This is a genomic window from Amycolatopsis sp. DG1A-15b (assembly GCF_030285645.1).
Classification (GTDB): domain Bacteria; phylum Actinomycetota; class Actinomycetes; order Mycobacteriales; family Pseudonocardiaceae; genus Amycolatopsis.
In genome coordinates this window covers 8,035,864-8,060,918 of the sequence record NZ_CP127296.1, presented here as the reverse complement: position 1 = coordinate 8,060,918, position 25,055 = coordinate 8,035,864, and the positions used below count along the sequence as shown (strand labels likewise).

Sequence of the window (25,055 nt, the reverse complement as noted above, 5' to 3'; positions counted from 1 at the left end):
GTGGGGAGGCCTTCTTGACGCCGGGGGCAGAGGGGCCCCGGCTAGCCGAAGAGGCCGCGCCGCGGGTGCCGGATGACCAGCGACCCGCCGTGCACGCGGCCGCTCAGCACGTACCGGGGGTTGCCCATCCGGCCGTTGCTGCGCGTCTTGTCCTCCATCGCGCCGAACTTGACGTCGCTGATCGAGTTGAGGTCCACCGCCGCGTGCTCCGGGATGATGATCTCGACCGAGCCCCACTTGGCGTCCAGTTCGATGTGCACCACCGGCGACTGCACCTGGGCCTCGGTGAAGTCCAGCTTCGTCGAGCCGTACTTGTTGCGCACGACCAGCTCGGACGGCACCACCCACGGCCCGCCGCGGTGCAGCGACGAGTACTTCGCGTTGAGCTCGATGCGCCGCCCCGGCGAATAGCCGCCGTAGCTCGCCGGAGGCGCGTACGCCGGCGCGGCGTCGAGGGCCGCGGCCGGGTGGTAGAGACCGGCCAGGTCGGCCAGCACGGTGTTCAGCTCGCCGCGCGTCCTCGACGCCAGCGCGCGGTCGGTGCGCTCGGTGAACTCGTCGAGGTCGAGCATGCCGCGGCCGATAGCCTTCTGCAGCACGCCGACGACGTGCTCGCGCTCGTCATCGGAAACCCGGAGATCGCGCTCGCTCAACGGCTTGGTCTCGGTCACCGGTTCCGCTGCCGCGGTCTCTTCCTCGCCCATGTCCATGATGGTAGAACCGGATTTCACCAGGGAGATCGGGGGAAAACCCTGAACGGACCCGTAGTCCGCGCAGCCGCCGCCGTCGCGGCCGTGGTCCTGCTGGCCGCGTGCACGGGCGAAACCCCGGCGCCGCCACCCGGCACCACGACGCCACCACCGTCCTCGGCGACGGCCCTGCCGGACGGGCTCACCGGCGGCCGGGCGAGCGGCGGCATCGGCGTCACCGCGCTGCTGCCGACCGTCGGCCCCACCTTGTTCGACGCCGACCGCGGCCCGGTGGCCACGCCGCCCGGCTACCCCACCGGCGACATCGCGCTGAGCGTCGTCCGGGTCGGGAAGCACGCCGTCTTGACGGTCTACCCGCCCTACACCCAGAACCCCGATCCCTACGAAGTCCTGGAGTACACCGGGCCGTCGAGCCCGCCGCGGTCCCTCGGCCGCGCTTGGTCGGTCGCCCCGGACGCCGCCGGGGACGGCGTCTGGCTGATCCGGCAGGACGCGCCGGACGACTGCCGCCTCCAGCACGTCTCGTTCGCCGACGGCGAGCTCGGCCGCGGCCAGTCCGCCAGCTGCCGCACCCAGGTGCGGAGCGAGACCGCGCACGGCCTGCTGATCACCATCAACGCCGGTGCCGCCGAGTCGACCGACGCCCTGATCGAGCCGGCGACCGGGCGCACGGTCCGGCAGGCTCCGCGCATCCTCGGCGTCGCCGGCGACTGGATGCTGCTCGACGGCCTGGCCGACCTGACGCTGGTCGACCTGCGGGACAACCGCAGCAAGCAGCTCAGCAGGCCGGCGATCGGCGCGGTGCCCACGGTGGTGCCGTCGCGGGAAGGTGCCGTGTGGGCCGCCGACTTCGCCAACCCCGCCTACCGGAACACCAGCACGCAGACGCGGGACCTCTGGCTGCTCCGCCCGGCTGGGCCGACCTGGGAACACGTCCCCGGGATGCCGTTCGTGACCGAGCACCTCAAACGCGGCGGCGGCTTCGACTGGTCGGACGCCGGTGACCTCGTGCTCGCCGACGGCGCCCTCGCTGCCTGGCACCCCGGCGAACCGCAGTGGCGCCTGAGCTCGGCCGCGCTGCCGCCGGGCAGCTGGAGCGGCTTGGCGGTCCTCCCCTGAGGGTCACTCCTCGTCGAGGCCGTGCTCGATCGCGTACCGGGCCAGCTCGACGCGGTTGTGCAGCTGCAGCTTCCGCAGCGTCGACTGCACGTGGTTCTCCACCGTGCGGTGCGACAGCACGAGCCGCTCGGCGATCTGCCGCGCGGTCAGCCCCTTCGCGACCAGGCGCAGGACGTCGGTCTCGCGCTCGGTCAGCCGGGGAGGTTCGGCGCCCGCGGTGTCCTCGATCGACGCGTCGGCCATCCGCCGGTACTCACCGAGCACCAGCCCGGCCAGGCCCGCGGTGAACACCGGGTCGCCTGCGGCGGTGCGGTGGACGGCGTCGACCAGCTCCACCGCGGACGCCGACTTGACCAGGTAGCCGGACGCGCCGGCCTTCACCGCCTCCAGGACGTCCTTGTGCTCGCCGCTCGCCGAGAGCACGAGCACCTTCGTCGACGGCAGCGCCGCGGTGATCTCACGCGTCGCGTCCACCCCCGACGTGCTGCCGAGGTTGAGGTCCATGAGGACGACGTCCGGCTGCACGGTCCGGGCGATCCGCAGCGCCGCCTCGGCGTCCGGCGCGGTCGCCCGCACGTCGAAGCCGTGTTCGGTCAGGTCGCGGGCCACCCCGTCACGCCAGATCGGGTGGTCGTCGACCACCATCACCGATATCCGCGGTTCGTCGCTCATCTCGCACCCCTCGTGCTCGGCACCCTGACCTCCCACTCCGTGCCCCGGCCGGGCCCGGTGTCGAGGGTCGCCCTCCCGCCGAGGTCGCGGACCCGCCCCCGGATGGATTCCACCACGCCGAGGTGCCCTTCCGCGGCGGCTTGCTCGAGAACGCCGTCCGGTATGCCCGGTCCGTCGTCGCGGATGCTCACCACGACCTCGTCGCCGAGGTCCTCCAGCAGCACCCACGCCTGGGCGTCCGGGCCCGCGTGCTTCTCGACGTTCGCCAGCGCTTCGCGGGTCACGGCGACCAGCTCGCCGGTGACGTGCGCCGGCAGCTCGACGTCGTCCGCCGGGGCCGAGACCTGCACCGACGGGGTCGCGAGCAGCTGCAACGCGGCGCGCAGGCTCATCTTGCCGCTGTCGTTCGGCCTCGCCGGCTCAGTGGTCACCAGCGACCGCAGGGCGACTTCCTGCTCGCCGGCCAGCCGGGCCAGCTCCGCCGCCTCACCGCCGACCTCGTTGCCGCGCTTGCGGACCCGCGCGAGCACCTGCAGCACGCTGTCGTGGATCGACCGCGCCAGCCGCTCCCGCTCGGCCGTCGCGGCTTCCTTCCGCAGCGCCTGCTCCAGCCGCGCCGCCGACCGGCGGGCCATCGTCGAGGCCATGCCGACGAGCAGGCCGGCGGCGGCGAGCAGGACGCCGTCACGGGCGACGTCGAGGTCGAACTTCTCCCGCGCCAGCGCGGTCGCCACGCCGACGACCAGCCCGGCGAGCACCCCGCCGACCGCGCCGAACCGCGCGCCCGCGGCGACCGGCGGCACGGCCGCCCACACCGTGGTGATGAGCGGGACGTTGAGCGCGAACTGCGCGTCGCTGAGCACCCACGGCGAGCTCAGCAGCAGCCCGGTGGACAGCACGAGGTCGAACACCACCAGTGCCGGCGGCCGCGTCCGCTCGCGCAGGTAGAAGAAGCTGCTGACGACCGACCACACGGCCATCACGCCGAGGATCGTCCACGCCAGCCACTCGCGCTGGTACTGACCGCTTTGGACGATCACCGTGCCGCAGGCGAACGCCCAGGTGAGGAAGCGGAAGGCGAGCACGCCCCGCCACATGGGCGTGACCGGGTCGGGCGACCGCCGGACGGTCACTTGTCGTCGTCTTCGCCGCGGGTCGCCACCGTGGCCCCCGAGGAGCCGGGCTCGGCGTCGTTCGGCTGCGCGGCCTGGTCCTTGAGGACGTTCACCTCGGCCGGGTCCGGGTTCTCCTCGTGCAGCAGGGACCGGACGCCCGCGTTGAGCACGGCCAGGATCGGCACCGCCATCAGCGCGCCCGCGATCCCGCCCACGACGAGGCCGACGGTGATGGCGAGGACGACGGAAAGGGGGTGCAGCTTCACCGCGCGCCCGAGCAGCAGCGGCTGCAGCACGTGGCTTTCCAGCTGCATCACGCCGATCACGATGGCCAGCACGATCACCGCGCCGATGAAGCCGTTGGTGACCAGGGCGATCAGCACCGCGACACCGCCGGTGAGGACCGCACCGATGATCGGGATGAACGCGCCGAGGAACACCAGCGTGGCCAGCGGGATCACCAGCGGCACGCCGACGATCCACAGCCCGACGCCGATGCCGACGGCGTCGACGACCGCCACCGCCGCCGTCGCCCGCACGTAGCTGACCAGCGACGCGAACCCGCGCCGCCCGGCGACGTCCACCCGGTTGCGGACCCGGCCGGGCGCGACGCGCACGAGGAACGTCCAGATGCCCTCGCCGCCGCTGAGGAAGAAGATCGTGATGAAGAGCGTGAGCAGGAAGCCGGTGACGATCTCGCCGACCGTGCTCGCCGTGGTCAGCGCCGTGTCGGTGAGCCAGCTCTGGTTGTTCTGCAGGAACCCGAAGACCTGGTTGATGAACTGCTGGATCTGCTCCTGGCGCAGGTGCGCCGGGCCGTTGATCAGCCATTCCTTGATCTGGTTGAGGCTCTCGTTGAGCTGCCGCTGCAGCTGGGGCAGGCCGCTGGAGAACTGCGTGACGACGAACGTCAGCAGCCCGCCCAGCACGGCGAGCCCGGCGATCAGCACGATCGCCGTCGCCAGCCCGCGCGGGAACCGGACGGCCACCAGCTTCTGCACGGCCGGCGCGAGCAGCGCCGAGAGGAGCAGGGCGATGCCCAGCGGGATCACGACGACGGACAGGCGGCCGATCACCCACCCCACGACGTACAGCGCCGCGGCCACCACGATCAACCGCCACGCCAGGGCCGCGCTGATGCGCAGGCCCCGGGGGATCAGCCCGGTGACGTCCTCGTGCTCCGGCAGGAACGGTTCTTCGCGTCGCGCGTGGGTCACCGGCTCACCGTAGCGGCTGGACCGCCCGATTCGGCCGCTTTCGCGCGGCCGCGTCCGACACACGTGGCGGCCAGGCATGATCACCGACCGTCAAATCGGCTTACACCGTGTGTCTTTCACACGATGGGGGCATCAAGTCGTGTCGAGGGTGCGCGGCGCGCTGCCGATTTGATTAGGTCGCTTTCGCAACGACCCGATCACGAAGCCGGCACGAGGAGACGACGAGTGGCGAACACCGCGACGAACGAGGGGCAGGGCGCCAAGCGCGCCGGCCGTCTCGTGTCGCGTGCGCTGCTCGTGCTCGGTGGCGCGGTGGCGAGCACCGCCGCCGCGTGGCTCGTCTCCGGCGCCACCGCTTCCGCGGCCGGCCCGGCCGTCGAGGTCGGCACCGCCTCTGTCACCCCGGTCACCGACGCCACGGCGGCCGGGATCGGCGACGCGAACCGCGGTGCCGGGCACTTCGCGGGCGAGGTCGCCGGCGGGGTCGCCGACGTGGCCTGCCACCAGGACGCGACGACGTGGAGCGAGCCGCAGGCTCCGCGTCCGTGCGGCCGCACCGACGCCGGCACCGTCGGGCACGACGTTTCCGAGCACGTCAGCGACTCGGTCACCGACCTCGCCGACGACGCGGTGCTGAGCCCGGCCCAGCGCACCCTCGGCTCGTTCGAGCACATCGCGCGCAAGCCGGAGGACACCCGCCAGGTCATCGAGCAGACCGTCACCCCCGCGCCGGCCACCGACTTCGGCCGCAAGGTGTGGCAGCTGCTCGACCCGGCCGGCCACGGCAACCTGGTCCCGCTCCCCGTCCTCCCGGGCCTCGCCCCGGTCGAGGAGGAGCCGGTGACCTCCGGCGCCGGCCAGGCGGCGGGCACCCCCGCCGTCTCCACCGTAGAACTTCCCGCCGCGCTGCGAGCCGCGCTCGCGATGCCGGCGGGCGGGCAGCAGGACGACGTCACCGATGCCGCGGGCCACGCCCGCAACGGGCACCGTGACCTGCCGTCACCGCTGGCTCCGGCGCAGCTTCCGATCGCGCCGGCTGTCCCCACCGCCCCGGGTGGCACCACGGCCCCCGGTGGACACCTCGACGGCTTCAACTTCGGCGTCCCCTTCTGGACGACCGATGCCGTCGACACCGCCGTCGCGGCGATGAGCCGCGCCGGCCTGCGCCACGCGCTGCGCACCCCGGGCGAACAGCCCGGCGTCACTCCTGACTGAACACCTCCTCACACGGGTCGCTGACGCGTCCACTTCCGTCCTTCGCTGACGGCTTCGCGTCCGCTCCATCCCCGTGACACGGCGGTGCGCTTTCTCGCGCCCGCACCAAGTTCCATCCCCCTCGGTGCGCTCGGACACCATTCCCCTTTTCGACGAGCGCACACCCATGAACCCGCAAGGGAACCCGAAATAAAGGAGAAAAACCCCATGCAGACGTGGGCAAAGCGCGGACTCCAGACCGCATTTGTCACGGGTGGGTTGCTGATGCTGGGCACCGGCATCGCCTCGGCTGACGAAAACGTCAACCCTGACACCCCTGCCTCACCGCTCGACCTGAACGTCACGGCTCCGATCCAGGAAGCCAACAACGCGGTCGGTATCCCCTTCGGCCAGCTGGACCTGCCCGCCGGGCAGACGGAGCTGAGCACCAAGCCGGCCACCAAGGCCGCGAGCGAGGCTGCGAAGCAGTTCAACGAAGCCAGCCCGATCAGCGAAAGCACCCTGGGCGGCAAGTTCACCCCGAGCCACAACAACCTCAAGGGCAACAAGGTCACGGGCGACCTCGTCGTCCCGATCCAGATCGTCGACAACGCGATCGGCGTGATCGGCGACGCGAACGTCGCGGGCACCGACCACTCGCAGACCTGGAGCCACGACCAGGACGTCAAGACGACGGGCCGGGACTCCAGCATCGCGGGCAACGCCGTGGTCCTCGACTGGGCGCTTCCCGTCCAGATCGCCGGGAACGGCGGCGGCGTCGCAGGCGGCACCGGCCGCGTGATCGGTGGGTCGGCCAGCCAGAGCACCACCGAGACCGGGGACGTCGCCACCAACGGCGACGGCTCCTCGCTCTCCGGCAACGTGGTGGCGGGCCAGTTCGCCACCCCGGTGCAGGTGACCGGCAACGCCGCGTCCTACCTGCTCGGCAACGGGCAGAGCCACGGCTACTCCGCCGACACCGTCGCCGCATCCGGCGGCTCGCTGCTGAGCTCCGGCAACCGGGCCTCCGGGTCGGGCAACGTGGTCGGTGCGCCGATCGCCCTGCCGGTCAAGTTCAACTGCAACTCCGGTGCGGTGTGGGGCTCGCTGTCGAACTCCGACGGCTGCAACACCTCCGCCGACGCCGTGGCCGGGGCCGACCGCATGGTCCGCGGCGGCTCCCCGACCTACCTCGCGACCAGCGGCAACGACTCGTTCCTGTCCGGCAACGCCGGGGCGGCCGCGCTGTCCCCGATCGCGAACGTCGCGGGTGTCGCGGGCTCGTGGATCGGCAACGCCTCGGCGGGACTTCCCGAAGCCGGCAGCTCCTCCAGCTCTGCCGACTCGGGTGGCTTGGTCACGACCGCCGGTGACAACTCAAGCGGGTCGGGCAACGTCCTGAACCCGGCGATCGCGCTGCCGGTCGAGGCCTTCGGCATCGGTGGCACCTACATCGGCCAGGCGAACGCCGTGCACGACAACACGACCGACGCCGACGCGGGCGACGGCAGCTACACCCGGGGCAACGGCGCCGTCCTCGGCGGCAACACCGTCAACACCCAGGCCGCGGGCGCGCCCGAGGTCTTCGGTATCGGCGGCAGCCACATCGGCAACGCGACCGGCGCGGCGACCGAGGACAAGAAGGTCACCGCCGGCGGGTACGACGGCACGCTGGGCAACAACTCGTCCGGTTCGGGCAACCTCGTCCAGGTGCCGGTCGCCCTGCCCGCCGAGGTCTTCGGCATCGGTGGTTCGTTCATCGGCCAGGGCTCCGGCGCGGCCGACGAGACCAAGGTCGTCCACGGCGGCGGCGGTGGCAACACCGACGACGACAACGGCTTCCTGAGCTCCAACCTGGGCGCGGTTCCGCTGTCGACCCCGGTGCAGGCCGCCAACATCGGTGGCGCCCTCATCGGCCAGGGCCACGGCAAGGGCTCGACCGACACGACGTCGATCGCGGGCGGCGACCTCAAGGCGGCCGGCCCGGCCGGCGCCGCCGCGGGCAACATCATCGAGGCCCCGGTCGCGCTGCCCGTGCAGGCGATGGGCGTCGGTGGCGCGCTCGCCGGCATCGGCACCGGTGAGAACGACAACATCACCGACGCGAAGGCGGGCGGCAACGCCCTGACCGACGGCCGCGACGGTGCGCTGACCGGCAACATCGTGAAGGCCCCGATCGCGGGCGCCGGCACGGTCTTCAGCGACGGGATCGCGGCGGCCGCCCTGGGCACCGGCGCGGGCACCAACGACGTCGCGTCGCAGGCGGGCGGCAACGCCACCACCAACGGCAACCGCGGCAGCGTGGCCGGCAACATCGTCGGCGTGGACCCGCTGGCGGTGGCGCAGGTCTTCGGTGACGCCGTCAGCGTGGCGGGTGTCGCCAAGAGCGCCGGCATCAACATGACCGAGGTCGAGAACGCGGGCGACGACACCACCTCCGGTGTCGAAGGCGCGATCTCGGGCAACATCCTCGACCTGCCGGTGACCGCGATCGCGCAGCTGTTCGGCGACGCGGTGACCGTGGGCGGCGTGGCGCACGCCCTCGGCGAGAACACGCTGACCACGGAGAACGGCGGCAAGTCCGTCACCGCGGGCGACCAGTCCAGCCTGTCGGGCCTCAACCTGTACCACGCGTTCGCGCTCCCGGTGCAGATCTTCGGCGTGCCCCTCGAGCTGCTCGGGGTCGCCAACGCCTACGCGACGGACGCGACGAGCATCGACGACGAGACCGCGGACCCCATCGCGTTCCCGGCCGAGGGCTCGGAGCTGGCGGCCGACGAGCTGCCGTCGCTGGCCGCGTTCCGCAGCGGCCTGCCCACCCAGGGCGGCCTGCCGTCGGTGGACGGCCTGTCCGGCAAGCTGCCGATCGCCGGCCTGCTCGGCGGACTGCCGTCGGTCGACGGGCTGACCGGCCTGCTGCAGACGAGCAACCTGTCCACCCAGGGCCTGCCCACCCAGGGTCTGCCCGTGCGGGCGCTGCCCGCGGTGGCCGCGCTCGCCGGCAACCTGCCGGCCGCCGGGCTGCCCACCCAGGGCCTGCCCGCGCTGCCGGTCGCGGCTCCGCTGACCATCGAGCGCGCCGACGTGCCGCCGGTGACCAGCCCGCTGTCGGGTGCCTCGGGTCTGGCGCACCTGCCGGCTCCGGCGCTGCCGACCGCTTCGGCGCTGCCGGTGAACGGCCTGTCGTCGCTGGGCTCCCTCGGGGGCCACGGCACCGAGCGTGCGGACGTGCCGGCTGCCGGCCTGCCCGTGGCGCTGCCGGTGAACGGTCTGTCGTCGCTGGGTTCCCTCGGGGGCCACGGCACCGAGCGTGCGGACGTGCCGGCTGCCGGTCTGCCCGTGGCGCTGCCGGCCCTCGGTGGCGTTCCGGCGCTGCCGAAGTCGGCCCTGCCGAAGCCGGCCCTGCCGGCGCTGCCCACCGCGCTGCCCACGGTGAACGGTCTGTCGTCGCTGAGCTCGCTCGCGGGCCACGGCACCGAGCGTGCGGACGTGCCGGCCACCGGCCTGCCCGTCGCGGCCCCGGCCCTGCCGGTCGCCCTGCCGACCGCGCTGCCGACGGCTCTGCCGGCGGTCCCGGCGGTCCCGGCTCTGCCGGCGGTCCCGGCTCTGCCGGTGAACGCCAAGCTGCCGGTGCTGGACAGCACCCCGCAGGTGCCGGCGATGTCGGGGCTGGACTCCACCGGCTTCCTCGCGAAGCTGATGGGCCTGGTCAAGCGCAAGTAGTGCGGTGAAGCCGGCGGGTTCTCCGGAACCGGGGCGCCCGCCGGCCCACGATCCCCGCTGTCACGCCGCCGGGCGTTCCACCGCGCCGCGAGGGCAACCTCGCACGGAGCGCTCCGGTGACGGACTGCGGACGCGGGCCTCCCGCAAACCGAATAGCGCTCCTTCCCTGGAGACGACGAGCCCCAGGAGCCAGCACGGCTCCTGGGGCTCGTTCGCGTCTTGCGGGCCGGTCAGGAGAACTGGAGCGAACGCTTCGCCAGGCCGTGCCAGAAGCCGTCGATCACCGTGCGGCCGGACCCCTCGTCCGAGGTGGCGCCGAGGGAGACGAACAGCGGCGCGAAGTGCTCGATCCGCGGGTGCGCGAGCGTCGCCGCCGGCGCCTTGTGCCGGAAGTCCAGCAGCGTGTCGACGTCACCGCTGCGCAGGACCTCGGCACCCCAGTGGTCGAACTCGGCCGACCACGCCGGCGGCGTCCCATCGGTGGCCCGGGCCATGCCGCTCAGGTTGTGGGTGAAGAAGCCGCTGCCGATGATCAGCACGCCTTCGTCGCGCAACGGCGCGAGCTTGCGGCCGAGGTCGAACAGCTCCCGCGGGTCGAGCGAAGGCATCGAGACCTGCAGCACCGGGATGTCGGCGTCCGGGTACATCTCGACCAACGGCACGTAGGCGCCGTGGTCGAGGCCGCGCTCCGGGGCGTCGTGCACTGGTGTCTCCGTCGAGCGAAGCAGCTTCCGGACCTTCGCCGCCAGCTCCGGCGCGCCGGGAGCCGCGTACTTCACCTGGTAGTAGCGCTCGGGGAAGCCCCAGAAGTCGTACACGAGCGGCACGGTCGTCGTCGCCCCGATGGTCAGCGGCGCTTCCTCCCAGTGCGCCGACACGACCAGGATCGCGCGGGGCTTCGGGAGGTCGGCGGACCAGCCGGCGAGCTGGCGGGTCCACGTCGTGTCGTCGGCGAGCGGCGGGGCGCCGTGGCTGAGGTAGAGAACCGGGGTGCGGGTCATCGAGCGCTCCAGTGCTTGAAAGTTCAACTACTAGAGTGTTCGACGCCGCCGCGACCTGGGATATTCCTCAGGCGGCTTCGAGGTTCGCGGCGCACCGTTCCAGTGTTCGCAGCGTGGTGCGGTAGTCGTCGTCGCTGATGCCCTCGACGGCTTTCGCGCGGAACTCCTTGATGCGCTCTTCGACGCGGGCGTGGGCTTCGCGGCCGTCGGCGGTCAAGGTGCCGTCCTCGCCGACCCAGCCGCGGGCGCGCAGGTCGGCCACCTTCGGTGCCATCGAACCCTCGCCGGTGACGAACGGCGCCATCGCCGTGTCGACCTGCTCCGGCGTGCGGGCGCCGAGGGCGATCGTGTTGAGTACCTGCCAGTGCCGGCGAGTCAGTGACTCCGCGTCGAGGGACTGGGCCATGGAGGATTCGAGAAGCTCGTGGAGGTGGCGAAGCCACCAGCCGAGGGGTTTCATGAGGACTCCGATATGTCAGTGAGCAACTACATGTAAAAGTACATGTAGTTCGGAGGTGGAGCAACCATGACCGACGCCGTGGCCGACGTCGAGCGCGCCATGATCGCGATCCGCCGCAGCCAGCAGCGGCGAGCTCTCAGCCGGATCGGCAAGGCGAGAGGCCGCGGCGCGCACGACCCGGTGTTCGAGCTGCTCGACGTCGTCGAAGAGCTCGCCGAACGCGGGGAGCCCAGTACGGTGACGGCCTTGAGCGCGGCGATGGGCGTCGACCAGCCACGCGCCAGCAGGCTCGTGGCGCGCGCGGTCGAGCAGGGCTTGCTTCGCCGCGAAGCCGATCAGCGCGACGGACGGCGTGCAGTGCTCGTGCCGACCGAAGCCGGCCAGGCGCACCTCGACGAGCTGCACGCCTTCCGCCGCGGGGTGTTCGCGGAGGTCATGGCGGACTGGCCGGAGGAGGACCGCGAGACGTTCGGCCGGCTCCTCACGGCTTTCGTCCGCGGGTACGGCGCCCTCGGTTAGTCGTGCGAAAGGTCGACGAAGCGGCTGTAGTGCAGCTGGTGGGCGACGGTGATCGTCGCCGTCGGGCCGGCGCGGTGCTTCGCGATGATCAGGTCCGCCTCACCCGCGCGCGGGTCGTCCCGCTCCCAGGCGTCCGGGCGGTTGACCAGGATGACGAGGTCGGCGTCCTGCTCCAGTGAGCCGGACTCACGCAGGTCGGACAGCATCGGGCGCTTGTCCGTCCGCTGCTCCGGACCACGGTTCAGCTGGCTGATCGCGATCACCGGGACCTCGATCTCCTTCGCCAGCAGCTTCATCTGCCGCGAGAACTCCGAGACTTCCTGCTGCCGCGACTCGACGCGCTTGCCGGACGTCATCAGCTGGAGGTAGTCGAGGACGACGAGCTTCAGGTCGTTGCGCTGCTTCAACCGGCGCGCCTTCGCGCGGATCTCCATCATCGTCATGTTCGGCGAGTCGTCGACGAACAGCGGCGCTTCGGAAACCTCACTCATCCGCCGGGCCAGCCGCGTCCAGTCGTCGTCGGACATCTTGCCGCCGCGCATGTCGGCGAGGCGGATCTTGGCCTCGGCCGACAGCATGCGCATGACGATCTCGGTCCGGCTCATTTCCAGCGAGAAGATGACGCTGGTCAGGCCGTGCCGGATCGACGCCGAGCGCGCGAAGTCCAGGCCCAGTGTCGACTTGCCGACACCGGGACGGGCGGCGACGATGATCATCTGACCCGGGTGCAGCCCGTTGGTCAGCTCGTCGAAGTCGGTGAACCCGGTCGGGATGCCCTGCGACTGGCCGCCGCGCGAGGCGATCGCGTCGATCTCGTCCATCGTCGGCTGCAGCAGCTCTTCCAGCGCGACGTAGTCCTCGCTGGTCCGGCGCTCGGTGACGTCGTAGATCGCGGCCTGCGCGCGGTCGACCACCTCGTCGATGTTCGCGCCGTCGGCCGCGGCCGCGCCGTAGCCGTACTGCACGATCCGGGTGCCCGCCTCGACCAGGCGGCGCAGCACCGCCTTCTCCGAGACGATCTCCGCGTAGTAGCCGGCGTTCGCCGCCGTCGGCACCGTCGCGATCAGCGTGTGCAGGTACGGCGCGCCGCCGACGCGGCCCAGCTCCCCGCGCCGCTCCAGCTCCGCCGAGATGGTGATCGGGTCGGCGGGCTCGCCGCGGCCGTAGAGGTCGAGGATGCAGTCGTAGATCGCCTGGTGCGCGGGCTTGTAGAAGTCGTCGGGGCCGAGCGCCTCGATGACGTCGGCGACCGCGTCCTTGGACAGCAGCATCCCGCCGAGCACGGACTGCTCGGCCGCGATGTCCTGCGGCGGCTGGCGGTCGAACGCGCCACCGCCGGGACCGGGATCGCTCGGGCCCGGGTCGGACTCCGCGTACATCGGACTGCGGTCGTCGGTCAGCGCCACCGCCCCGGACACCTCCTCATTGTGTCGAACACCCGTTCGAGTATGCCGGATCTTCGCTCTCGAAGCACGTGGCTGGCGCCCATGCCTTTGGTCCACCGGTCGTTCGCCGGACCTCGTCCCCCGATGATCGGCGACAACGCCGGCCGGCTGCCGCAGACACGCGGAGCGCCACCGTGAGTACAGGCCCGAGCGGGCACGCTAGATCCCCCGGAAGGCCGATGGCAATTCAGGGTGGGGACCCTTCTGTGGACAACCTGGGGATGAACGGGGGTAACCAATCACAGGTACCGCGAGAGCTGTGGACAAGTTGGGGACAAGCGTGATCGCCTTTGGAAAATCCGCAGGTCAACGACTGTGTACAAGGTGTGGAGAACTTGCGGGAAACTCGCCCGGCGTGTCGCGGGAAGTCCGTTCTTCGGCGTGTCGTGGACCAGTTCGAACCCATTGACCCACACGGCCTGTGGATGAATATCACAGAGGGTTGACGCGTTACCCGGTGGGCTGAACGCCGTGCCGGTCAGGCCGCGGTGAGCCGGCCCTGTGCGCTGCGTAACCGGTCGGCGAGAACGCGCTGGTCGGCCGGGGTGAAGGCGATCCGGTTCTCGCCCCGTCCCGGAATCTCCTCGGTCAGCCACCGGCCTTCCGACGTATCGATGTAGTTCACCGGGTGTTCGATCCGGTGCCGCGCGCCGGTGCGGCTACGGGCTGCGACGTAGAGGCTGCCGCTCCCCATCCGGCGCAGCGCGAGGATCCGGCGAAGCTCTTCGACCTCCTGCGAACCCTCGGCCGGGCGGTCGTTGCGGAGCACCGCGAACCCACCGTCGTCGCCGCGGGCGGTCCCCTCGATCTGGCTCTTCGGCACGGCGATCGGGGTTCCGCGGCCCGGTGCCAGCTTCGGGATCTGGCCGAGGAAGTCGTCGAGCAGCTCGCCCGGCCTGGACGACTCCAGCACGACGACGTCCAGCTCCTCGTGCTTGGCCAGCACGAACGCCTCGCCTCCCGCGCTGCCGGCGAGCAGCCGGTAGCTCACCGGCTTGCCCTGGAACCCGCCGTCGACCCAGCCGTAGTACTCCAGCTGCGGCCGGGCGATCGCTTCGATCGTCGCGACGAACCCCGGGTGCATGCCGCGCGGGCCGAACAGCCCGGCCTTGGCGAGCTCGGCGTTGGTCCGCTCGTCTTCGGCGCGCTGGGCCTCGTCGCTGTACCAGGTCGGTGTCTCGGACAGCACCGTGTGCGGCTCGCCGCCCCGGCGCCGGATCAGGTTGATCAGGGTGCCGGTCGTGATGGTGACCTGCCTGTCCAGCACCGCTCTTTCCCCCAGTAAGAATCGGACACAGTGAAGATCGAACTCGATGAACCCGGTGATCACGGAAACCGCCGGGCGCGCCCATCTTGGCACGCACCCGGTGGTCCCGCGTGCGCTACTCGCCGATGACCGGCGGCGCGGTCAGCTCGTCGGTCCCGAAGATGTCGTTCGGGTCGTCGCCGAGCAGGTACTTCGACGTGCGTTCCTCGTCGCCGCCGCCCTGGCCCTTGGCGCCGCCGGGGTGCATGCCGCCCATGCCACCCATCCCGGAGGCGCCGCCGCGACCTGCCGCCGCGCCGCCCGTCGCCCCGCCGGCACCCGCGCCGCCCCGCCCGGCGCCGGCCGCGTCCGCGCCACCGGGCATGGCACCGGTCGAACTGCCGGGGCCGAAGCCGCCGCCCGGCCCGAAGCCACCGCCGCCCGGTCCGAAGCCCGCCGCCGGGTCGCCGATGCCGCCCGAGCCGCCGGGCCCGAAGCCACCGCCGGGGATGGAGAAGTCACCCGCTCCGCCCGAGCCGCCGGGGCCGAAGCCGCCGGCCCCGGGGATCTTCGGCGGCGTGAACCCCGACGAGTGGGTGCCGTCGCTGAAGTTCGGCGGGGTGTAGTTGCTGCCCCCGGGGAGCCGGGACGGGTCGTAGTTCCCGCCGGGGATCTTCGAGGGGTCGAAGTTCGGCGTGTTGGAGCGGTCGTCGAAGCCCGGCACCTTCGACGGGTCGAAGCTGCCACCAGGGGTGTTCGGCTGGCCGGGGAACGACGGGACGCCACCCGGGCCGGGCATGTTCACGCCGCCGGGTCCCGTGCCGGTCCCGGTCCCGGTGCCAGTGCCGGTGCCGGTCCCGTTGCCGTCTCCCGAGCCGTTGCCGTCCTTGCCACCCGGCTTCTTCTTGCCGTCCTTGCCGCCGTCGACGTTGACGTTCTCCTGCTGGCCCTGGAGCGCCGAGTACGTCGGCATCTTCTGGCCGTTGTCGTTGCTCGCCTTGTAGTAGGTGTTGAAGGCGTCGACGTTGGCCTGGCCCTTGGCGTTGTAGTCGCGGATCGCCCGGTCGGTGTCGGTCGTCCACGGCGTCACCGCGTTGAGCAGGTTGTTCTTCGGCGGGTCCTTCGGCACCTGCTGCACCTGCGCGTGCACCGTGGTGAAGGCGTTGTGCTGTTCACCGAGGTACTTGTCGGAGTCGGTGAGCTTGGTGCCGGAGTCCTCCATCCACACCCGCAGCGGGTGCGCGCCGGCGTTCTGCGCCGCTTCGGCGCCGCCGCCCGTCCAGGCCGCGTCCATCTCCTTGGCCAGCGCGTCGATGGTGCCGAGGCGTTCGGAGTAGGCGCCCTTCAGCCGGCTCGCCGCCGACTGCCCGTTCTCGATCGAACCGGCGCCGGGACCGGTGGTGATCTTCTCCCAGATGTCGTAGCAGTCGATCTTGCGGTCGCCCTGCACCGACGTGTGGTCGTCCGAATGCGTGGTGGCCAGGTTGTAGGCGGCGAAGCCGCCCAGGAGCACCAGTTCCAGCATCTCAGCCTCCCAAGGCGTGGATCATCGCTTCGCCGAACTTCTGCGCCACCGAGCACGGGTCCGACGCCCCGGCGCCGTGGTCGTACTGCACCAGGATGTTGACCGCCAGCTGGTCGGTCACCCCGACGAACAGACCGCACTTGCCGCTCCTGCGCCCGTCCACCGCCGCGGCGTAGACGGACGGGTACCCGTAGGCCTGGGACTCGCCGAAGTAGGCGTCGTTGGCCTTGGTGTCGTAGACGTCCTGCAGCCCGTTCTTGTTCGCCGTCACCGTCGTGACGTCGATCTGGTTGCCCGGGTCAGCGGCTTCCTGGAACGTGCAGCTCGGGCCGTTGCTCGTGGTACGCGGGGTGCCCTCGCCCAGGGCCAGCGTCGAGCGACCGGAAGCGTCGATCGTGGCGCAGGCGTCCGACGTGATCGACGCGGTGTCCAGCGGCCGCGGCACCCTCGGCGCGGTGTCGGCGGTGGACCGGGTGGTCTCACTGCTCGATTCGGCGGTGGACGGCGCCGGGTTGGCGGTGCCCCGGGTCTTGCCGGCGCAGCCGGCGACGGCGAGCACGGCGAAGGCCAGCGCCGGGACGGCGATGAGTCGTCGGTTCACGTGGCCTGGTTCCCCGTCTTCGAAAGGTCGGTGTAGGCGTCCGACTCCTTGGTGGTGATCTTCTGCTTCGCGGCGGTGAGCGCGTCGATGTAGTTCTTGACGTAGTCCTGCATCTTCTGGTTCTGCTCGAGGAACGCCTTGCCGGACGGGTTCGCGAGCTTCTCCCAGTCGCCGCTCGCGAACTCCTTGCCGGGCGCCTTCACGTTCGCCATCAGGTTGGCGTCGTCGTAGTCGCGCTTCAGGTCGGCCTGCAGGTCCTGCCACTTCTTGATGACGCCGTCGATCTTGTCGGCGTCGAACGTGAAGCCGCCGCCACCACCGGCCGGCGCGGACATGTTGACCTCGTTACCCATCCCGATCCATCCCCTTCGCGTCCCCGCCCATTCTCCTCCGACGCCGCCGAGGTGTCCGAGGTTCCCCGAAAAGCGTAAAGGCGGGTCGCCGGTCACCTCAGTTCAGCGCGCTCTGGGCGTTGCGCAGCCGCTCACCGATCGCCCGGGGCGTGCCGGGAGTGAACACGACGAGCGAGTCCCCGCGGCCGGGCCGTTCCTCCATCAGCCAGCGGCCCTCGGCGGTGTCGATGAAGTTGATCGGCCGTGGGCAGCGCCGCCGCTGGGTGCCGGGCCCCCGGCGGCCCGCGACGTACAACGTTCCCGCCCCGGTCCTCGGCAGGCCGATGATCCGCTTCATCTCCTTGAGCGGCGACAGCGGTTCGCCGCGCGCCGGCGGCTTCTGCAGGATGGTCTGCGGGACGTCCCCGGCCGTGGTGGCCCGGCCGCTGTCGAACTCGCTCTTGCTGGTGATGAGTGGCTGGCCGGCGGCCGGATCACCCGCCGGGATCAGTTCGAGGAACGTCGGCAGGGTCCGGTCGGCCCGCTGCCGCTGCAGGACCACGGTGTCCTCACCGCTGACCCGGATGAGCACGAAGCCGCCGCCGTTGCCGCTGCCGGAGAACGCGGAGAACTTCGGTGGGCTGTCGTCCTCGAACTGCCCGTCGAACCAGCCGTAGAACTCCAGCTGCGGTTGCGACAGCGACTCGAGCAGGGCGAGCAGGTCGGGGTCCATTCCCCGGGGCCCCAAGAGGCCCGACTGGGTCAGCGCTGCGTCGACCTGCTGGTCCAGCGCGCGCTCGGCGGTCTCGTCGTAGAAGGTCGGCGTCTCGGAAAAGGTCTGGTGTGCTTCACCGCCACGGCGCTTGATCAGGTTGAGCAGCGTCGGGATGGTGAATCTGGTGGGCTGGTCGAGCACGAGCGTCCCTCGGGGTCATTCGCCGATGACCGGCGGAGCGGTCAGCGTGTCCGAGCCGAAGAGCTCGTTCGGGTCCTCGGCGATGAGGTACTTGCTGGTGTGCTCCTCGTCTTCGGCGCCCTTTCCGCCCTTGCCGGCGCCGTGCCCCATGCCGCCCATCCCACCGGCGCCGGTCGCACCGGCCCGGACGCCCGCCGCGCCACCGGCGCCCCGGGGACCGCCACCGGTCCCGGGCTCGCCGGTTCCGGAGAGGGCGCCCGCGCCCGGACCGAACCCGCCCGCGAACCCGCCGGCGTCAGCACTGCCGGCACTGCCGGCACTGCCGCCGCCCGGACCGAAGCCACCGCTGCCGACGGGGCCGAACCCGCCGCCGACGGGGCCAAACCCGCTCGCGGCGGAGTCCGGCGCGAGGTACCCGGCCGAGTTCGTCCCGTCGCCGAACCGGCCCGGTCCGGAACCGGGGAAGTCCGGTGCGGGGTGGTTGCCGCCCGGCGGCGTGGTGCCCGGCGGTGGGGAGCCCGGCGGGGTGGCGTCGAACCGCGGCGGCTCGGTCGTGGGCCGGGTGAACGAACCGGTGCCCGCGCCACCGCTCCCGAAGGAGCCACCGCCACCATCACCAGCGCGGCCACCACCAGCGCCGCCGCCGAAGCTTCCGCCGCCCCCGCTGCCGAAGTGCCCGCCACCGCCGGGCTCGGAGAGGTTGTTGCCCTCCCAGGCCTGGTACTGCGGCATGCCGCCGGCGTTCTGCACACTCGCCTGGTAGTAGGCGGCGAACGCGGCGACGTTCGTCCTGCCCTGGTCGTTGTACTTGTTGATCTCGTCGTCCTTGTCGCTGAACGGGTTGAGCCCGTCCAGGAACCCGGCCGACGGCGGCTTCTTCGCGATCTCCTGCACCTTGCCCTTGACGGTGTGGAACGACTCCGCCTGGTTGGTGAGGTACGTGTGGCTCTGCTGCAGGTTGTTCGCCGACGAGTCGAGCCAGATGGCCAGCGGGTGGGCACCGGCCTGTGCGGCCGACGCGCCACCGCCCTGCCAGGCGGCGTCCATCGTCTTGTTGAGCGCGTCGATCTGCCGGGACCGGGCCGCGTGGACTTCTTGAAGGGCTTGGGCGGCGCCGGAACCTTCGTCCAGCGAATGGGTGTTGCCCGGGCTGATCTGTTCCCAGATCGCCCGGGCGTCGATCGACTGACCGCCGATGTCCGCCTCGGCGTGCCGGGCGTCCGGGCCCCCGCTGAACAGGCCGACGAGACCGCCCACCACCGCGCCGGCCGCGGTCCCCACCACGGGCACGACCGACCCGGCCACGGCCCCGGCGGCGGCGCCCTTGAGTCCCTTGCCGACAGAGTTGGCTGTATTCCCCACGGTGTCCCACCCTCCTCAAGCGCTCGGTGCCACGGCTCTCAAGCCGCTTCCTTGAGATGCTGGATCATCGCTTCGGCGACTCTCTGGGCCACCACACAGGGCGTGGCCCTGTTCTTCCCCTCGCCGAGCTGGGCGGTGACTACGACGACGAGCTGGTCGCTGACCCCGACCCAGAGCGGGCAGTCGCCGTCGGAGCGCAGGTCCGAGACGTTGGTCGAAACGGCTGGGTAGCCCGCGATCGTGAGCGGCTCGAAATAGGCGCTGCTTGCCTTCTGCGCGTAGATGTCGGAGAGCCCGTTCTTGTTCGCTGTGAACGGGCTTACTTCCGCCGAGTTGAGGGGCGAGGCGGTCGATTTCCACCGGCACTCCGGTCCGGTGGGACCCTGTTCCGCCGAGCCGGGTTTGACCATGCCGATGTCATCCTGCTGCGCGGCCGACAGCGCGCTGCAGGGGTCGGCGAGGATGCCGTCGGCGTCGAGGGGGGCGGGCACCTTAGGAGCGCCGTTGTCTGTGGCTTCGCCGGTCGATACGGGTGAGGCCGAGCCGCTGGTGGTCCCGGGGCCCGTCTTGCCGGTGCAAGCGGTGAGCAGTGCGAGGGCGGCGAAGGCGCCTGCGGTGAACCGAGTGATCTTGAAGATGCGCACTAGAGAACCGGTTTCTGGCTGCTGACCGCATCGGTTGCGAGTTGCTCGCCCTGCTGGATCTTGCCCGACGCTTCCTCGAGTGCGTGGATGTAGTTCAGCACGTAGTTCTTCATCCACTTGTGCTGATCGAGGAGTGTGTCGCCGGAGTGCTTGGCGCCGGAGTCGACAAAGTGCCGGCTGGCGAACTCCGAACCTGGCGGCTCGACCCGGGCGATCTTCTGCGCGTGGCTGATGTCCTTCTGGAGTTCCTCGTAGAGGTCCTGCCACTGCTTGAGCACGGCGTCGACCTGGCCGGGCTCGAACTTGTAGCCGCCGGGACTACCTCCGCTGCCGACCTGGATCGGCGCGGCCGGTGGTACTTCGCTCATCAGCCCCCCTGCGTTGCGTTTCCGCTGCTCGTTTCGCCGAGTTCAGGCAGGATTTTAACGCAACCCACCCGATTCATTGTGCCGAAAAAGATGACAATTCTCGGGCACGGATTACCCCGATCGGGTTATTTCCGGCGAGAAATGAAACAGGCGGGGCGTCCCGGTGTGGGACGCCCCGCCTGTGGAACAGCCGGATCTTGCTGTCGTCGCCTTACTGCGCGACGGCCTTGACCTCGAGCCGCACCTCGACCTTGACGTCCGGGTGGAGCCGGGCGCCGACCGAGTGCTTGCCCACGGTCTTGATGTGGTCGCGCAGCTCGATGACGCGCTTGTCGAGGAGCGGGCCACCGGCCGCCTTGATCGCGTCGACGATCTCGGCCGAGGTGATCGAGCCGAAGAGCTTCTTCGAGCCCTCGGCCGCCTTGCCGGTGAGCTGGATGGCGCCGAGGCCCTCCAGCGTCGCCTTGATCTCCTTGGCGTGGTCGAGGTCGCGGATGCGACGGCTCTCCTGCGCGCGCTGGATGGTGCGCACGTTCTTCTCCGCGCCCTTGGAGGCCGCGATCGCGTAGCCCCGCGGGAGCAGGTAGTTGCGCGCGTAGCCGTCCTTGACCTCGACGATGTCGCCGGGGCCGCCCAGGTTGGCCACGTCCGTGGTGAGAATGATCTTCGCCATGTCAGTGCCCTCCCTTAGCGCGCGGTCGAGGTGTAGGGCAGCAGCGCCATCTCGCGGGAGTTCTTGACCGCGATGGCGATGTCACGCTGGTGCTGGCTGCAGTTGCCGGTGACGCGACGGGCACGGATCTTGCCGCGGTCGGAGATGTACTTCCGCAGCAGGTTGGTGTCCTTGTAGTCGATCAGTTCCGGGCGGCCCTTCTTCTCGGCCTTGCAGAACACGCAGACCTTCTTCTTGGGCTTGCGAATGGGTGGCTTGGCCACTGTCTACTCCTGGAAATTCAAATCTGTGGATGTGTACGAGATCAGAAGGGAGGCTCGTCCGAGAAGCCGCCGCCACCACCACTGCTGGCGGCTGGGGCGGAACCCCACGGGTCGTCGGCCGGCATTCCGCCGCCGCCACCGCGGTTTCCACCGCCACCGCCGCCGCCGCCGAAGTCACCGCCGCCGCCGCCACCGCGGCTGACCTTGTTGACCTTGGCCGTGGCGTAACGCAGCGAGGGGCCGATCTCGTCGACCTCGAGCTCGACGACGGTCCGCTTCTCGCCTTCCTTCGTCTCGAACGACCGCTGCTTCAGGCGGCCCTGCACGACGACGCGGGCGCCGCGGGTCAGGGACTCGGCGACGTTCTCCGCCGCCTGGCGCCAGATGTTGCAGCGCAGGAACAGCGCTTCGCCGTCCTTCCACTCGCCCGACTGCTTGTCGAGCGTGCGGGGCGTGGACGCGACGGTGAAGTTCGCGACCGCCGCACCGGACGGGGTGAAGCGCAGCTCCGGGTCGGACGTCAGGTTGCCGATCACCGTGATGACGGTGTCTCCAGCCATCGGGATTCCCCTTCGGCTCAGGCCTTGGCGGCGGCGGGCTTGGCCGCGGCGCGCTTGACCTCGCGACGCATGACCTTGGTGCGGAGCACGGTCTCCTGCAGCGAAAGCTGGCGGTCCAGCTCCTTCACCGCGTCCGAGGACGAGTTCAGGTCCAGCAGGGCGTAGATGCCCTCCGCGTGCTTCTTGATCTCGTACGAAAGCCGGCGCCGGCCCCAGACGTCGACCTTCTCGACGCTTCCGCCCGAAGTGCGGATCACGTTGAGGAAGGTGTCCAGCGTCGGAGCGACAGTGCGCTCGTCGAGCGTGGGGTCCAGGATGACCATTACCTCGTAATGGCGTGACACAACCACTCACCTCCTATGGGCTCGCGGTCACGGACTGTCCGTGACAGGAGGGTTTGTCCAGGTAAGGCTACCTGGGGGTATCGAGGAGACCGGACAGCGGGTCTCTTCTCGGGGGGTCAGGCGGCCCGGCGCAGGACCCAGGTGCGGACGAGCCCGGCGGTGACGCCGGCGAGCACGATCACCGCGATCAGCATGGGCAGCTGCACGTCGTTCGACGCGCTGTTCGAGGCCAGCGACTGCGCGTTGCCGGCGTCGCGGATGTCCACGCCCTGGCCGCTCTGGTCGCCCGCGCCCGCCTGCGGGGCGGACGCGTCACCGGGGAGGGTGCCGTTCGCCGGGTAGCGCACGCCCGGGGCGACGGCCGTGCCGGCGGTCGCCGTGGGGATGCCGCTGTAGTCGCGCATCGGGGCGCTGCCGCCCGTGCCGCCGGCGGTGCCCGGGTTGAGGTTCGAGAGGTTGCCCGACGCGCCGCCGGGGGTGGTGCCGGTGCCGCCCTGCGGGGTACCGGCGTTCTGCGGGGCGGGCGTGCTCGGCGCCACGTAGTTGCCGGCGAGCAGCGTCAGGCCACAGCCCTTGGCGACCGTGGTCTCCACGCTGTTCAGAGTCTTGTTCCAGTCGAGCCCGAGTCCCCACGTGCCGGAGTTGGCGAGCGCGGTGCGCACCGCCTTGCCGATCTCGGCGCCGGTCGCCTCGCCGCCCGCCGAGTTCGGGATCTGGCCCACCGGGATCGAGTGGTTCTTGGCGATGGAATCGCCGGCCCAGCTGCCGATCGCGACGGTGCCTGCGTCGTTGGCACCCTTGGTGACCAGTGCCTTGACCGAAGCTCCGTCGATCGCCACCTGGTCGCCCATCTGCCCGGTGACCGAACCCGTGCAGCTGTTGCTGACGAGGGTCGTCGCGGCGGAGGCGGTGCCCGCGGAGAGGAACGCGCCGCCGGTCACGAACGCGGCGACGGCGGTGACGGTCAGTGCGCGGCGGGTCGTCTGCCAGGTGGGGATCTTCCGCACGAGCACTGTCCTCCAGGGAATTACGGGGGCGTCGTTCCGGGCAACACCAGAATGAACGAGGGAGATACGTGAAAGATACTCGGCAGTTGGATCAATTCGCAGCGGCCATTCGGCGGAGCACCCACGTGCGGACAAGTCCCGCACTGACTCCGGAAAGTGCCAGGACCGCGATCAGCAGCGGCAACTCCGACCCGTTGGTGAAGCCGTCCGACGCCGAGGGTAGCGCTTCGGCCTGGCCGGCGGTTTGGACGCCGGAGTTGCGGTCCGACGCGCCGTCCGGACCGGTGAGGCCGTACTGCGGGGCGTAACCCGGGATCTGGCTGCCGTACCGGATCGCCGGCGACGGGGTGAACAGCCCGGCCGTCGCGAACGGGATGCCGCTGTAGTCGCGCATCGGGGCGTAGCCCGTGCCGACGGTGAACGGGAAGCCGCCGAACACCGGGGTGCTCGCGAAGCCGGGCAGGAGCGGGCTGTTCGCGTCCGGGATCGGGGTGGTGCCCGCCGGGGTGCCGCCCTGCTGCGGCGCGCCACCGGACCCGCCCTGGGCCGGTGGCTGCTGCTGCGGGTTCCCACCCGTGCCGCCAGGTTGCTGCGGCGCGGGCTGACCGCCGCCGCTGAGCGAGCGGAGGCCCTGCTGGGCGCCGCCGGTCACGCCCTGGACGCCCTGGTTGATGGCGCTCGCCGCGGGCGCGCCGACCACCGGCACCGGCGAGACGACGGTGTTCACCACGTTCACGGTGACCTGGCAGAGCGTGCCGAGGATGGCGTTGATCGTCCCGGTCAGCACCTTCGTGCCTTCGGTGACGACGCCGAGGTTGAGCGGGAGGCCGAGCAGCGGTGTCGTGGCCTTGACGGTGTCTCCGGGCTTGGCGCTGATCGTGTCACCGCACTTGGCCGTGATCGTGTCCGCCGAGGCGGTGCCGGGCAGCCCGAGCACGGCCGAACCCGCGAGGACGACCGCCGCCGCACCGACCGCTGTAGCCCTCCGTGTTCGATCCTGCATGCTCGCCGCCCCTGGTCTCGTCGCCTACCTACCAGTACAACGACGTTAAGGCAGCCGGGTGACGCCCGCTCGCTCAAAAATGTCCGGCATTCGGGTGGAAGCCGAGGTCACGGTGCGTCAGGCGGGGCTGCGGCGGATCCAGGCCCGGACGAGCGCGGCCGCGACGATCGCCAGGGCCAGCACCGCGAGCAGCATCGGCAGCTTCGCCGGTGGGGTGACACCCGGCAGGGCCTCCGCCGTGCCGGACCGCTGGGCGTCGACGGTCGGCGGCGGGACCTGCTGGCCGGGGATGATCTGCGCGATCACCGGCGCCTGCACCAGGCTGCCCGGCAGCAGGGCGGCGTTGGTGAAGATGCCCGAGATCGCGTCACCCGGCAGGCCCGCGTTGCCCTGCCCGGTGACCACCGGGCCGATGCTCGAGCCGGGCGGGTTCGGCCCCGGGCTCGGCGGGTTCGGCCCCGGGCTCGGCGGGTTCGGATTCGGGTTCGGGTTCGGGTTCGGCGGGGTCGGGCCCGGCGGAGCGGGCGGAGCCGGCTTGGAAGGGCCCGGCGGCAGGTCGGCGGCCACGCCCTGCGTCAGGTTGCCGACCGCGTTGACCGTGCCCTGCGCGACCGGGCAGACGCCCTTCGCCGCGGCGTCACCGACCAGCGGCAGCCGGCCGATGCCGAGCGCCTTCACCGTGTCGCCGAGCGGGAGCGTGAGCAGGGGGGCCGAGCCGTTCGTGTTCCGCGAGCTCGAGTCGAGGCCGACGGTGAGCTGGTTCGGGGCGTTCAGCGGGGCGCCGGCGTCGAGCACCAGGCCGTTCGCGCTCCCCTGCTGCAGGGTGGCCTGGCAGTCCCCGCCCAACGTGGGGCTGGGGGCGGCGCTCGCCACGCCCGGCGCGGCCAGCACGGCCGAAGCGGCGATCGTGAAACCCAGCGCGGTGATCCGGGTGACGTGCTTTGCCATCATGCCCCTCCGGCAGTCGGACCGATCTGGATCACGGAACGCGCTCACGGTACTCCACCAGCGTCACCAACCGGGCCCACCGGCCGGA

Annotated in this window: 26 protein-coding genes; 4 read left to right on the top strand and 22 right to left on the bottom strand. The window is 71.2% G+C overall.

Translation table 11 applies throughout. The features are described 5' to 3' along the window. Nucleotides 1–41: 41 nt before the first annotated feature. Complete coding sequence (locus QRY02_RS37290; RefSeq protein WP_285987459.1) at nt 42–704, bottom strand: DUF1707 SHOCT-like domain-containing protein; 663 nt, start codon at nt 702–704, stop codon at nt 42–44. Nucleotides 705–794: 90 nt separating this feature from the next. Between QRY02_RS37290 and QRY02_RS37285 the strand changes: the two genes are divergently transcribed. Next, a complete protein-coding gene (locus QRY02_RS37285) occupies nt 795–1,829 on the top strand; it encodes a hypothetical protein (protein ID WP_285987458.1) in 1,035 nt (344 codons plus the stop codon). Nucleotides 1,830–1,832: 3 nt separating this feature from the next. Here the strand turns inward: QRY02_RS37285 and QRY02_RS37280 are convergent, their stop codons facing one another. From QRY02_RS37280 to QRY02_RS37270, 3 genes are read right to left on the bottom strand one after another with little or no spacing between them, the layout of a single operon-like run. Further along, nucleotides 1,833–2,501 (bottom strand): response regulator, encoded by a 669-nt coding sequence (locus tag QRY02_RS37280; protein ID WP_285987457.1) that lies wholly within the window; start codon nt 2,499–2,501, stop codon nt 1,833–1,835. After that, complete coding sequence (gene macS / locus QRY02_RS37275) at nt 2,498–3,634, bottom strand: MacS family sensor histidine kinase (protein WP_285987456.1); 1,137 nt, start codon at nt 3,632–3,634, stop codon at nt 2,498–2,500. The genes QRY02_RS37280 and macS overlap by 4 nt, the downstream gene beginning before the upstream one ends. Further along, nucleotides 3,631–4,833 (bottom strand): AI-2E family transporter, encoded by a 1,203-nt coding sequence (locus QRY02_RS37270; RefSeq protein ID WP_285987455.1) that lies wholly within the window; start codon nt 4,831–4,833, stop codon nt 3,631–3,633. Before QRY02_RS37270 ends, macS begins: the two co-directional genes overlap by 4 nt. Nucleotides 4,834–5,058: 225 nt before the next feature. Between QRY02_RS37270 and QRY02_RS37265 the strand changes: the two genes are divergently transcribed. Together QRY02_RS37265 and QRY02_RS37260 are read left to right on the top strand one after the other, a co-directional pair. Further along, the gene (locus QRY02_RS37265; protein ID WP_285987454.1) at nt 5,059–6,048 is read left to right on the top strand and encodes a hypothetical protein; all 990 of its coding nucleotides are present in this window, start codon (nt 5,059–5,061) and stop codon (nt 6,046–6,048) included. Between the two features lie 207 nt (nt 6,049–6,255). Further along, nucleotides 6,256–9,750: a beta strand repeat-containing protein gene (locus QRY02_RS37260; protein WP_285987453.1), complete on the top strand. Its 3,495-nt coding sequence runs from the start codon at nt 6,256–6,258 to the stop codon at nt 9,748–9,750. A 230-nt stretch (nt 9,751–9,980) separates the two neighbouring features. Here the strand turns inward: QRY02_RS37260 and QRY02_RS37255 are convergent, their stop codons facing one another. Continuing rightward, nucleotides 9,981–10,751 (bottom strand): dioxygenase family protein, encoded by a 771-nt coding sequence (locus QRY02_RS37255; protein WP_285987452.1) that lies wholly within the window; start codon nt 10,749–10,751, stop codon nt 9,981–9,983. A gap of 67 nt (nt 10,752–10,818) precedes the next feature. Next, nucleotides 10,819–11,211 carry a helix-turn-helix domain-containing protein gene (locus QRY02_RS37250; protein WP_285987451.1) on the bottom strand — a complete coding sequence of 131 codons (393 nt, stop codon included), beginning with the start codon at nt 11,209–11,211 and terminating at the stop codon, nt 10,819–10,821. A gap of 66 nt (nt 11,212–11,277) precedes the next feature. On the opposite strand from QRY02_RS37250, the gene QRY02_RS37245 reads away from it, so the two are divergent. Further along, nucleotides 11,278–11,730, top strand: coding sequence for a MarR family winged helix-turn-helix transcriptional regulator (locus QRY02_RS37245; protein ID WP_285987450.1), 453 nt, complete (start codon nt 11,278–11,280; stop codon nt 11,728–11,730). On the opposite strand, the gene dnaB is transcribed toward QRY02_RS37245, so the two are convergent. The 16 genes from dnaB to QRY02_RS37165 form a co-directional block, all read right to left on the bottom strand. Then, nucleotides 11,727–13,136, bottom strand: coding sequence for a replicative DNA helicase (dnaB, locus tag QRY02_RS37240; RefSeq protein ID WP_103340387.1), 1,410 nt, complete (start codon nt 13,134–13,136; stop codon nt 11,727–11,729). The two genes, QRY02_RS37245 and dnaB, sit on opposite strands and share 4 nt — an antisense overlap. 517 nt (nt 13,137–13,653) lie before the next feature. After that, complete coding sequence (locus tag QRY02_RS37235; RefSeq protein ID WP_285987449.1) at nt 13,654–14,442, bottom strand: ESX secretion-associated protein EspG; 789 nt, start codon at nt 14,440–14,442, stop codon at nt 13,654–13,656. A gap of 115 nt (nt 14,443–14,557) precedes the next feature. Beyond that, nucleotides 14,558–15,946, bottom strand: coding sequence for a hypothetical protein (locus QRY02_RS37230; protein WP_285987448.1), 1,389 nt, complete (start codon nt 15,944–15,946; stop codon nt 14,558–14,560). Nucleotide 15,947: 1 nt separating this feature from the next. After that, nucleotides 15,948–16,547 (bottom strand): DUF3558 domain-containing protein, encoded by a 600-nt coding sequence (locus QRY02_RS37225; protein WP_285987447.1) that lies wholly within the window; start codon nt 16,545–16,547, stop codon nt 15,948–15,950. After that, nucleotides 16,544–16,900: a hypothetical protein gene (locus tag QRY02_RS37220; protein ID WP_285987446.1), complete on the bottom strand. Its 357-nt coding sequence runs from the start codon at nt 16,898–16,900 to the stop codon at nt 16,544–16,546. The genes QRY02_RS37225 and QRY02_RS37220 overlap by 4 nt, the downstream gene beginning before the upstream one ends. Before the next feature lie 97 nt (nt 16,901–16,997). Next, nucleotides 16,998–17,795 carry an ESX secretion-associated protein EspG gene (locus QRY02_RS37215; protein WP_285987445.1) on the bottom strand — a complete coding sequence of 266 codons (798 nt, stop codon included), beginning with the start codon at nt 17,793–17,795 and terminating at the stop codon, nt 16,998–17,000. Nucleotides 17,796–17,810: 15 nt separating this feature from the next. Next, entirely contained in the window at nt 17,811–19,157 is a 1,347-nt protein-coding gene (locus QRY02_RS37210; RefSeq protein WP_285987444.1) for a hypothetical protein, read from the bottom strand. Nucleotides 19,158–19,195: 38 nt separating this feature from the next. Further along, nucleotides 19,196–19,801 carry a DUF3558 domain-containing protein gene (locus tag QRY02_RS37205; RefSeq protein WP_285987443.1) on the bottom strand — a complete coding sequence of 202 codons (606 nt, stop codon included), beginning with the start codon at nt 19,799–19,801 and terminating at the stop codon, nt 19,196–19,198. Further along, complete coding sequence (locus QRY02_RS37200; protein ID WP_285987442.1) at nt 19,801–20,169, bottom strand: hypothetical protein; 369 nt, start codon at nt 20,167–20,169, stop codon at nt 19,801–19,803. The genes QRY02_RS37205 and QRY02_RS37200 overlap by 1 nt, the downstream gene beginning before the upstream one ends. A 211-nt stretch (nt 20,170–20,380) precedes the next feature. Then, nucleotides 20,381–20,842: a 50S ribosomal protein L9 gene (rplI, locus tag QRY02_RS37195; RefSeq protein WP_093945845.1), complete on the bottom strand. Its 462-nt coding sequence runs from the start codon at nt 20,840–20,842 to the stop codon at nt 20,381–20,383. A gap of 14 nt (nt 20,843–20,856) precedes the next feature. Continuing rightward, nucleotides 20,857–21,105, bottom strand: a complete 249-nt coding sequence (rpsR, locus tag QRY02_RS37190) for a 30S ribosomal protein S18 (RefSeq protein WP_003098744.1) — start codon at nt 21,103–21,105, stop codon at nt 20,857–20,859. Between the two features lie 41 nt (nt 21,106–21,146). Further along, nucleotides 21,147–21,665: a single-stranded DNA-binding protein gene (locus QRY02_RS37185; RefSeq protein ID WP_285987441.1), complete on the bottom strand. Its 519-nt coding sequence runs from the start codon at nt 21,663–21,665 to the stop codon at nt 21,147–21,149. 17 nt (nt 21,666–21,682) lie between these two features. Beyond that, nucleotides 21,683–22,009 carry a 30S ribosomal protein S6 gene (rpsF, locus tag QRY02_RS37180; protein ID WP_176742059.1) on the bottom strand — a complete coding sequence of 109 codons (327 nt, stop codon included), beginning with the start codon at nt 22,007–22,009 and terminating at the stop codon, nt 21,683–21,685. A 116-nt stretch (nt 22,010–22,125) separates the two neighbouring features. Continuing rightward, nucleotides 22,126–23,022, bottom strand: coding sequence for a hypothetical protein (locus tag QRY02_RS37175; protein WP_285987440.1), 897 nt, complete (start codon nt 23,020–23,022; stop codon nt 22,126–22,128). Nucleotides 23,023–23,107: 85 nt separating this feature from the next. Further along, nucleotides 23,108–24,019 (bottom strand): hypothetical protein, encoded by a 912-nt coding sequence (locus QRY02_RS37170; protein ID WP_285987439.1) that lies wholly within the window; start codon nt 24,017–24,019, stop codon nt 23,108–23,110. A gap of 117 nt (nt 24,020–24,136) precedes the next feature. Continuing rightward, on the bottom strand, nt 24,137–24,970 hold the full coding sequence (locus tag QRY02_RS37165) for a hypothetical protein (protein ID WP_285987438.1): 834 nt from the start codon (nt 24,968–24,970) through the stop codon (nt 24,137–24,139). Nucleotides 24,971–25,055 lie beyond the last annotated feature (85 nt).

Bases quoted from the DNA above. Each gene is read 5' to 3' on its own strand.
- QRY02_RS37200 (WP_285987442.1), bottom strand. From the start codon at position 20,169: ATGAGCGAAGTACCACCGGCCGCGCCGATCCAGGTCGGCAGCGGAGGT.
- QRY02_RS37260 (WP_285987453.1), top strand. From the start codon at position 6,256: ATGCAGACGTGGGCAAAGCGCGGACTCCAGACCGCATTTGTCACGGGT.
- QRY02_RS37185 (WP_285987441.1), bottom strand. From the start codon at position 21,665: ATGGCTGGAGACACCGTCATCACGGTGATCGGCAACCTGACGTCCGAC.
- QRY02_RS37280 (WP_285987457.1), bottom strand. From the start codon at position 2,501: ATGAGCGACGAACCGCGGATATCGGTGATGGTGGTCGACGACCACCCG.
- QRY02_RS37245 (WP_285987450.1), top strand. From the start codon at position 11,278: ATGACCGACGCCGTGGCCGACGTCGAGCGCGCCATGATCGCGATCCGC.
- QRY02_RS37170 (WP_285987439.1), bottom strand. From the start codon at position 24,019: ATGCAGGATCGAACACGGAGGGCTACAGCGGTCGGTGCGGCGGCGGTC.
- QRY02_RS37220 (WP_285987446.1), bottom strand. From the start codon at position 16,900: ATGGGTAACGAGGTCAACATGTCCGCGCCGGCCGGTGGTGGCGGCGGC.
- QRY02_RS37250 (WP_285987451.1), bottom strand. From the start codon at position 11,211: ATGAAACCCCTCGGCTGGTGGCTTCGCCACCTCCACGAGCTTCTCGAA.
- QRY02_RS37255 (WP_285987452.1), bottom strand. From the start codon at position 10,751: ATGACCCGCACCCCGGTTCTCTACCTCAGCCACGGCGCCCCGCCGCTC.
- QRY02_RS37165 (WP_285987438.1), bottom strand. From the start codon at position 24,970: ATGATGGCAAAGCACGTCACCCGGATCACCGCGCTGGGTTTCACGATC.
- QRY02_RS37230 (WP_285987448.1), bottom strand. From the start codon at position 15,946: ATGCTGGAACTGGTGCTCCTGGGCGGCTTCGCCGCCTACAACCTGGCC.
- rplI (WP_093945845.1), bottom strand. From the start codon at position 20,842: ATGGCGAAGATCATTCTCACCACGGACGTGGCCAACCTGGGCGGCCCC.
- QRY02_RS37290 (WP_285987459.1), bottom strand. From the start codon at position 704: ATGGGCGAGGAAGAGACCGCGGCAGCGGAACCGGTGACCGAGACCAAG.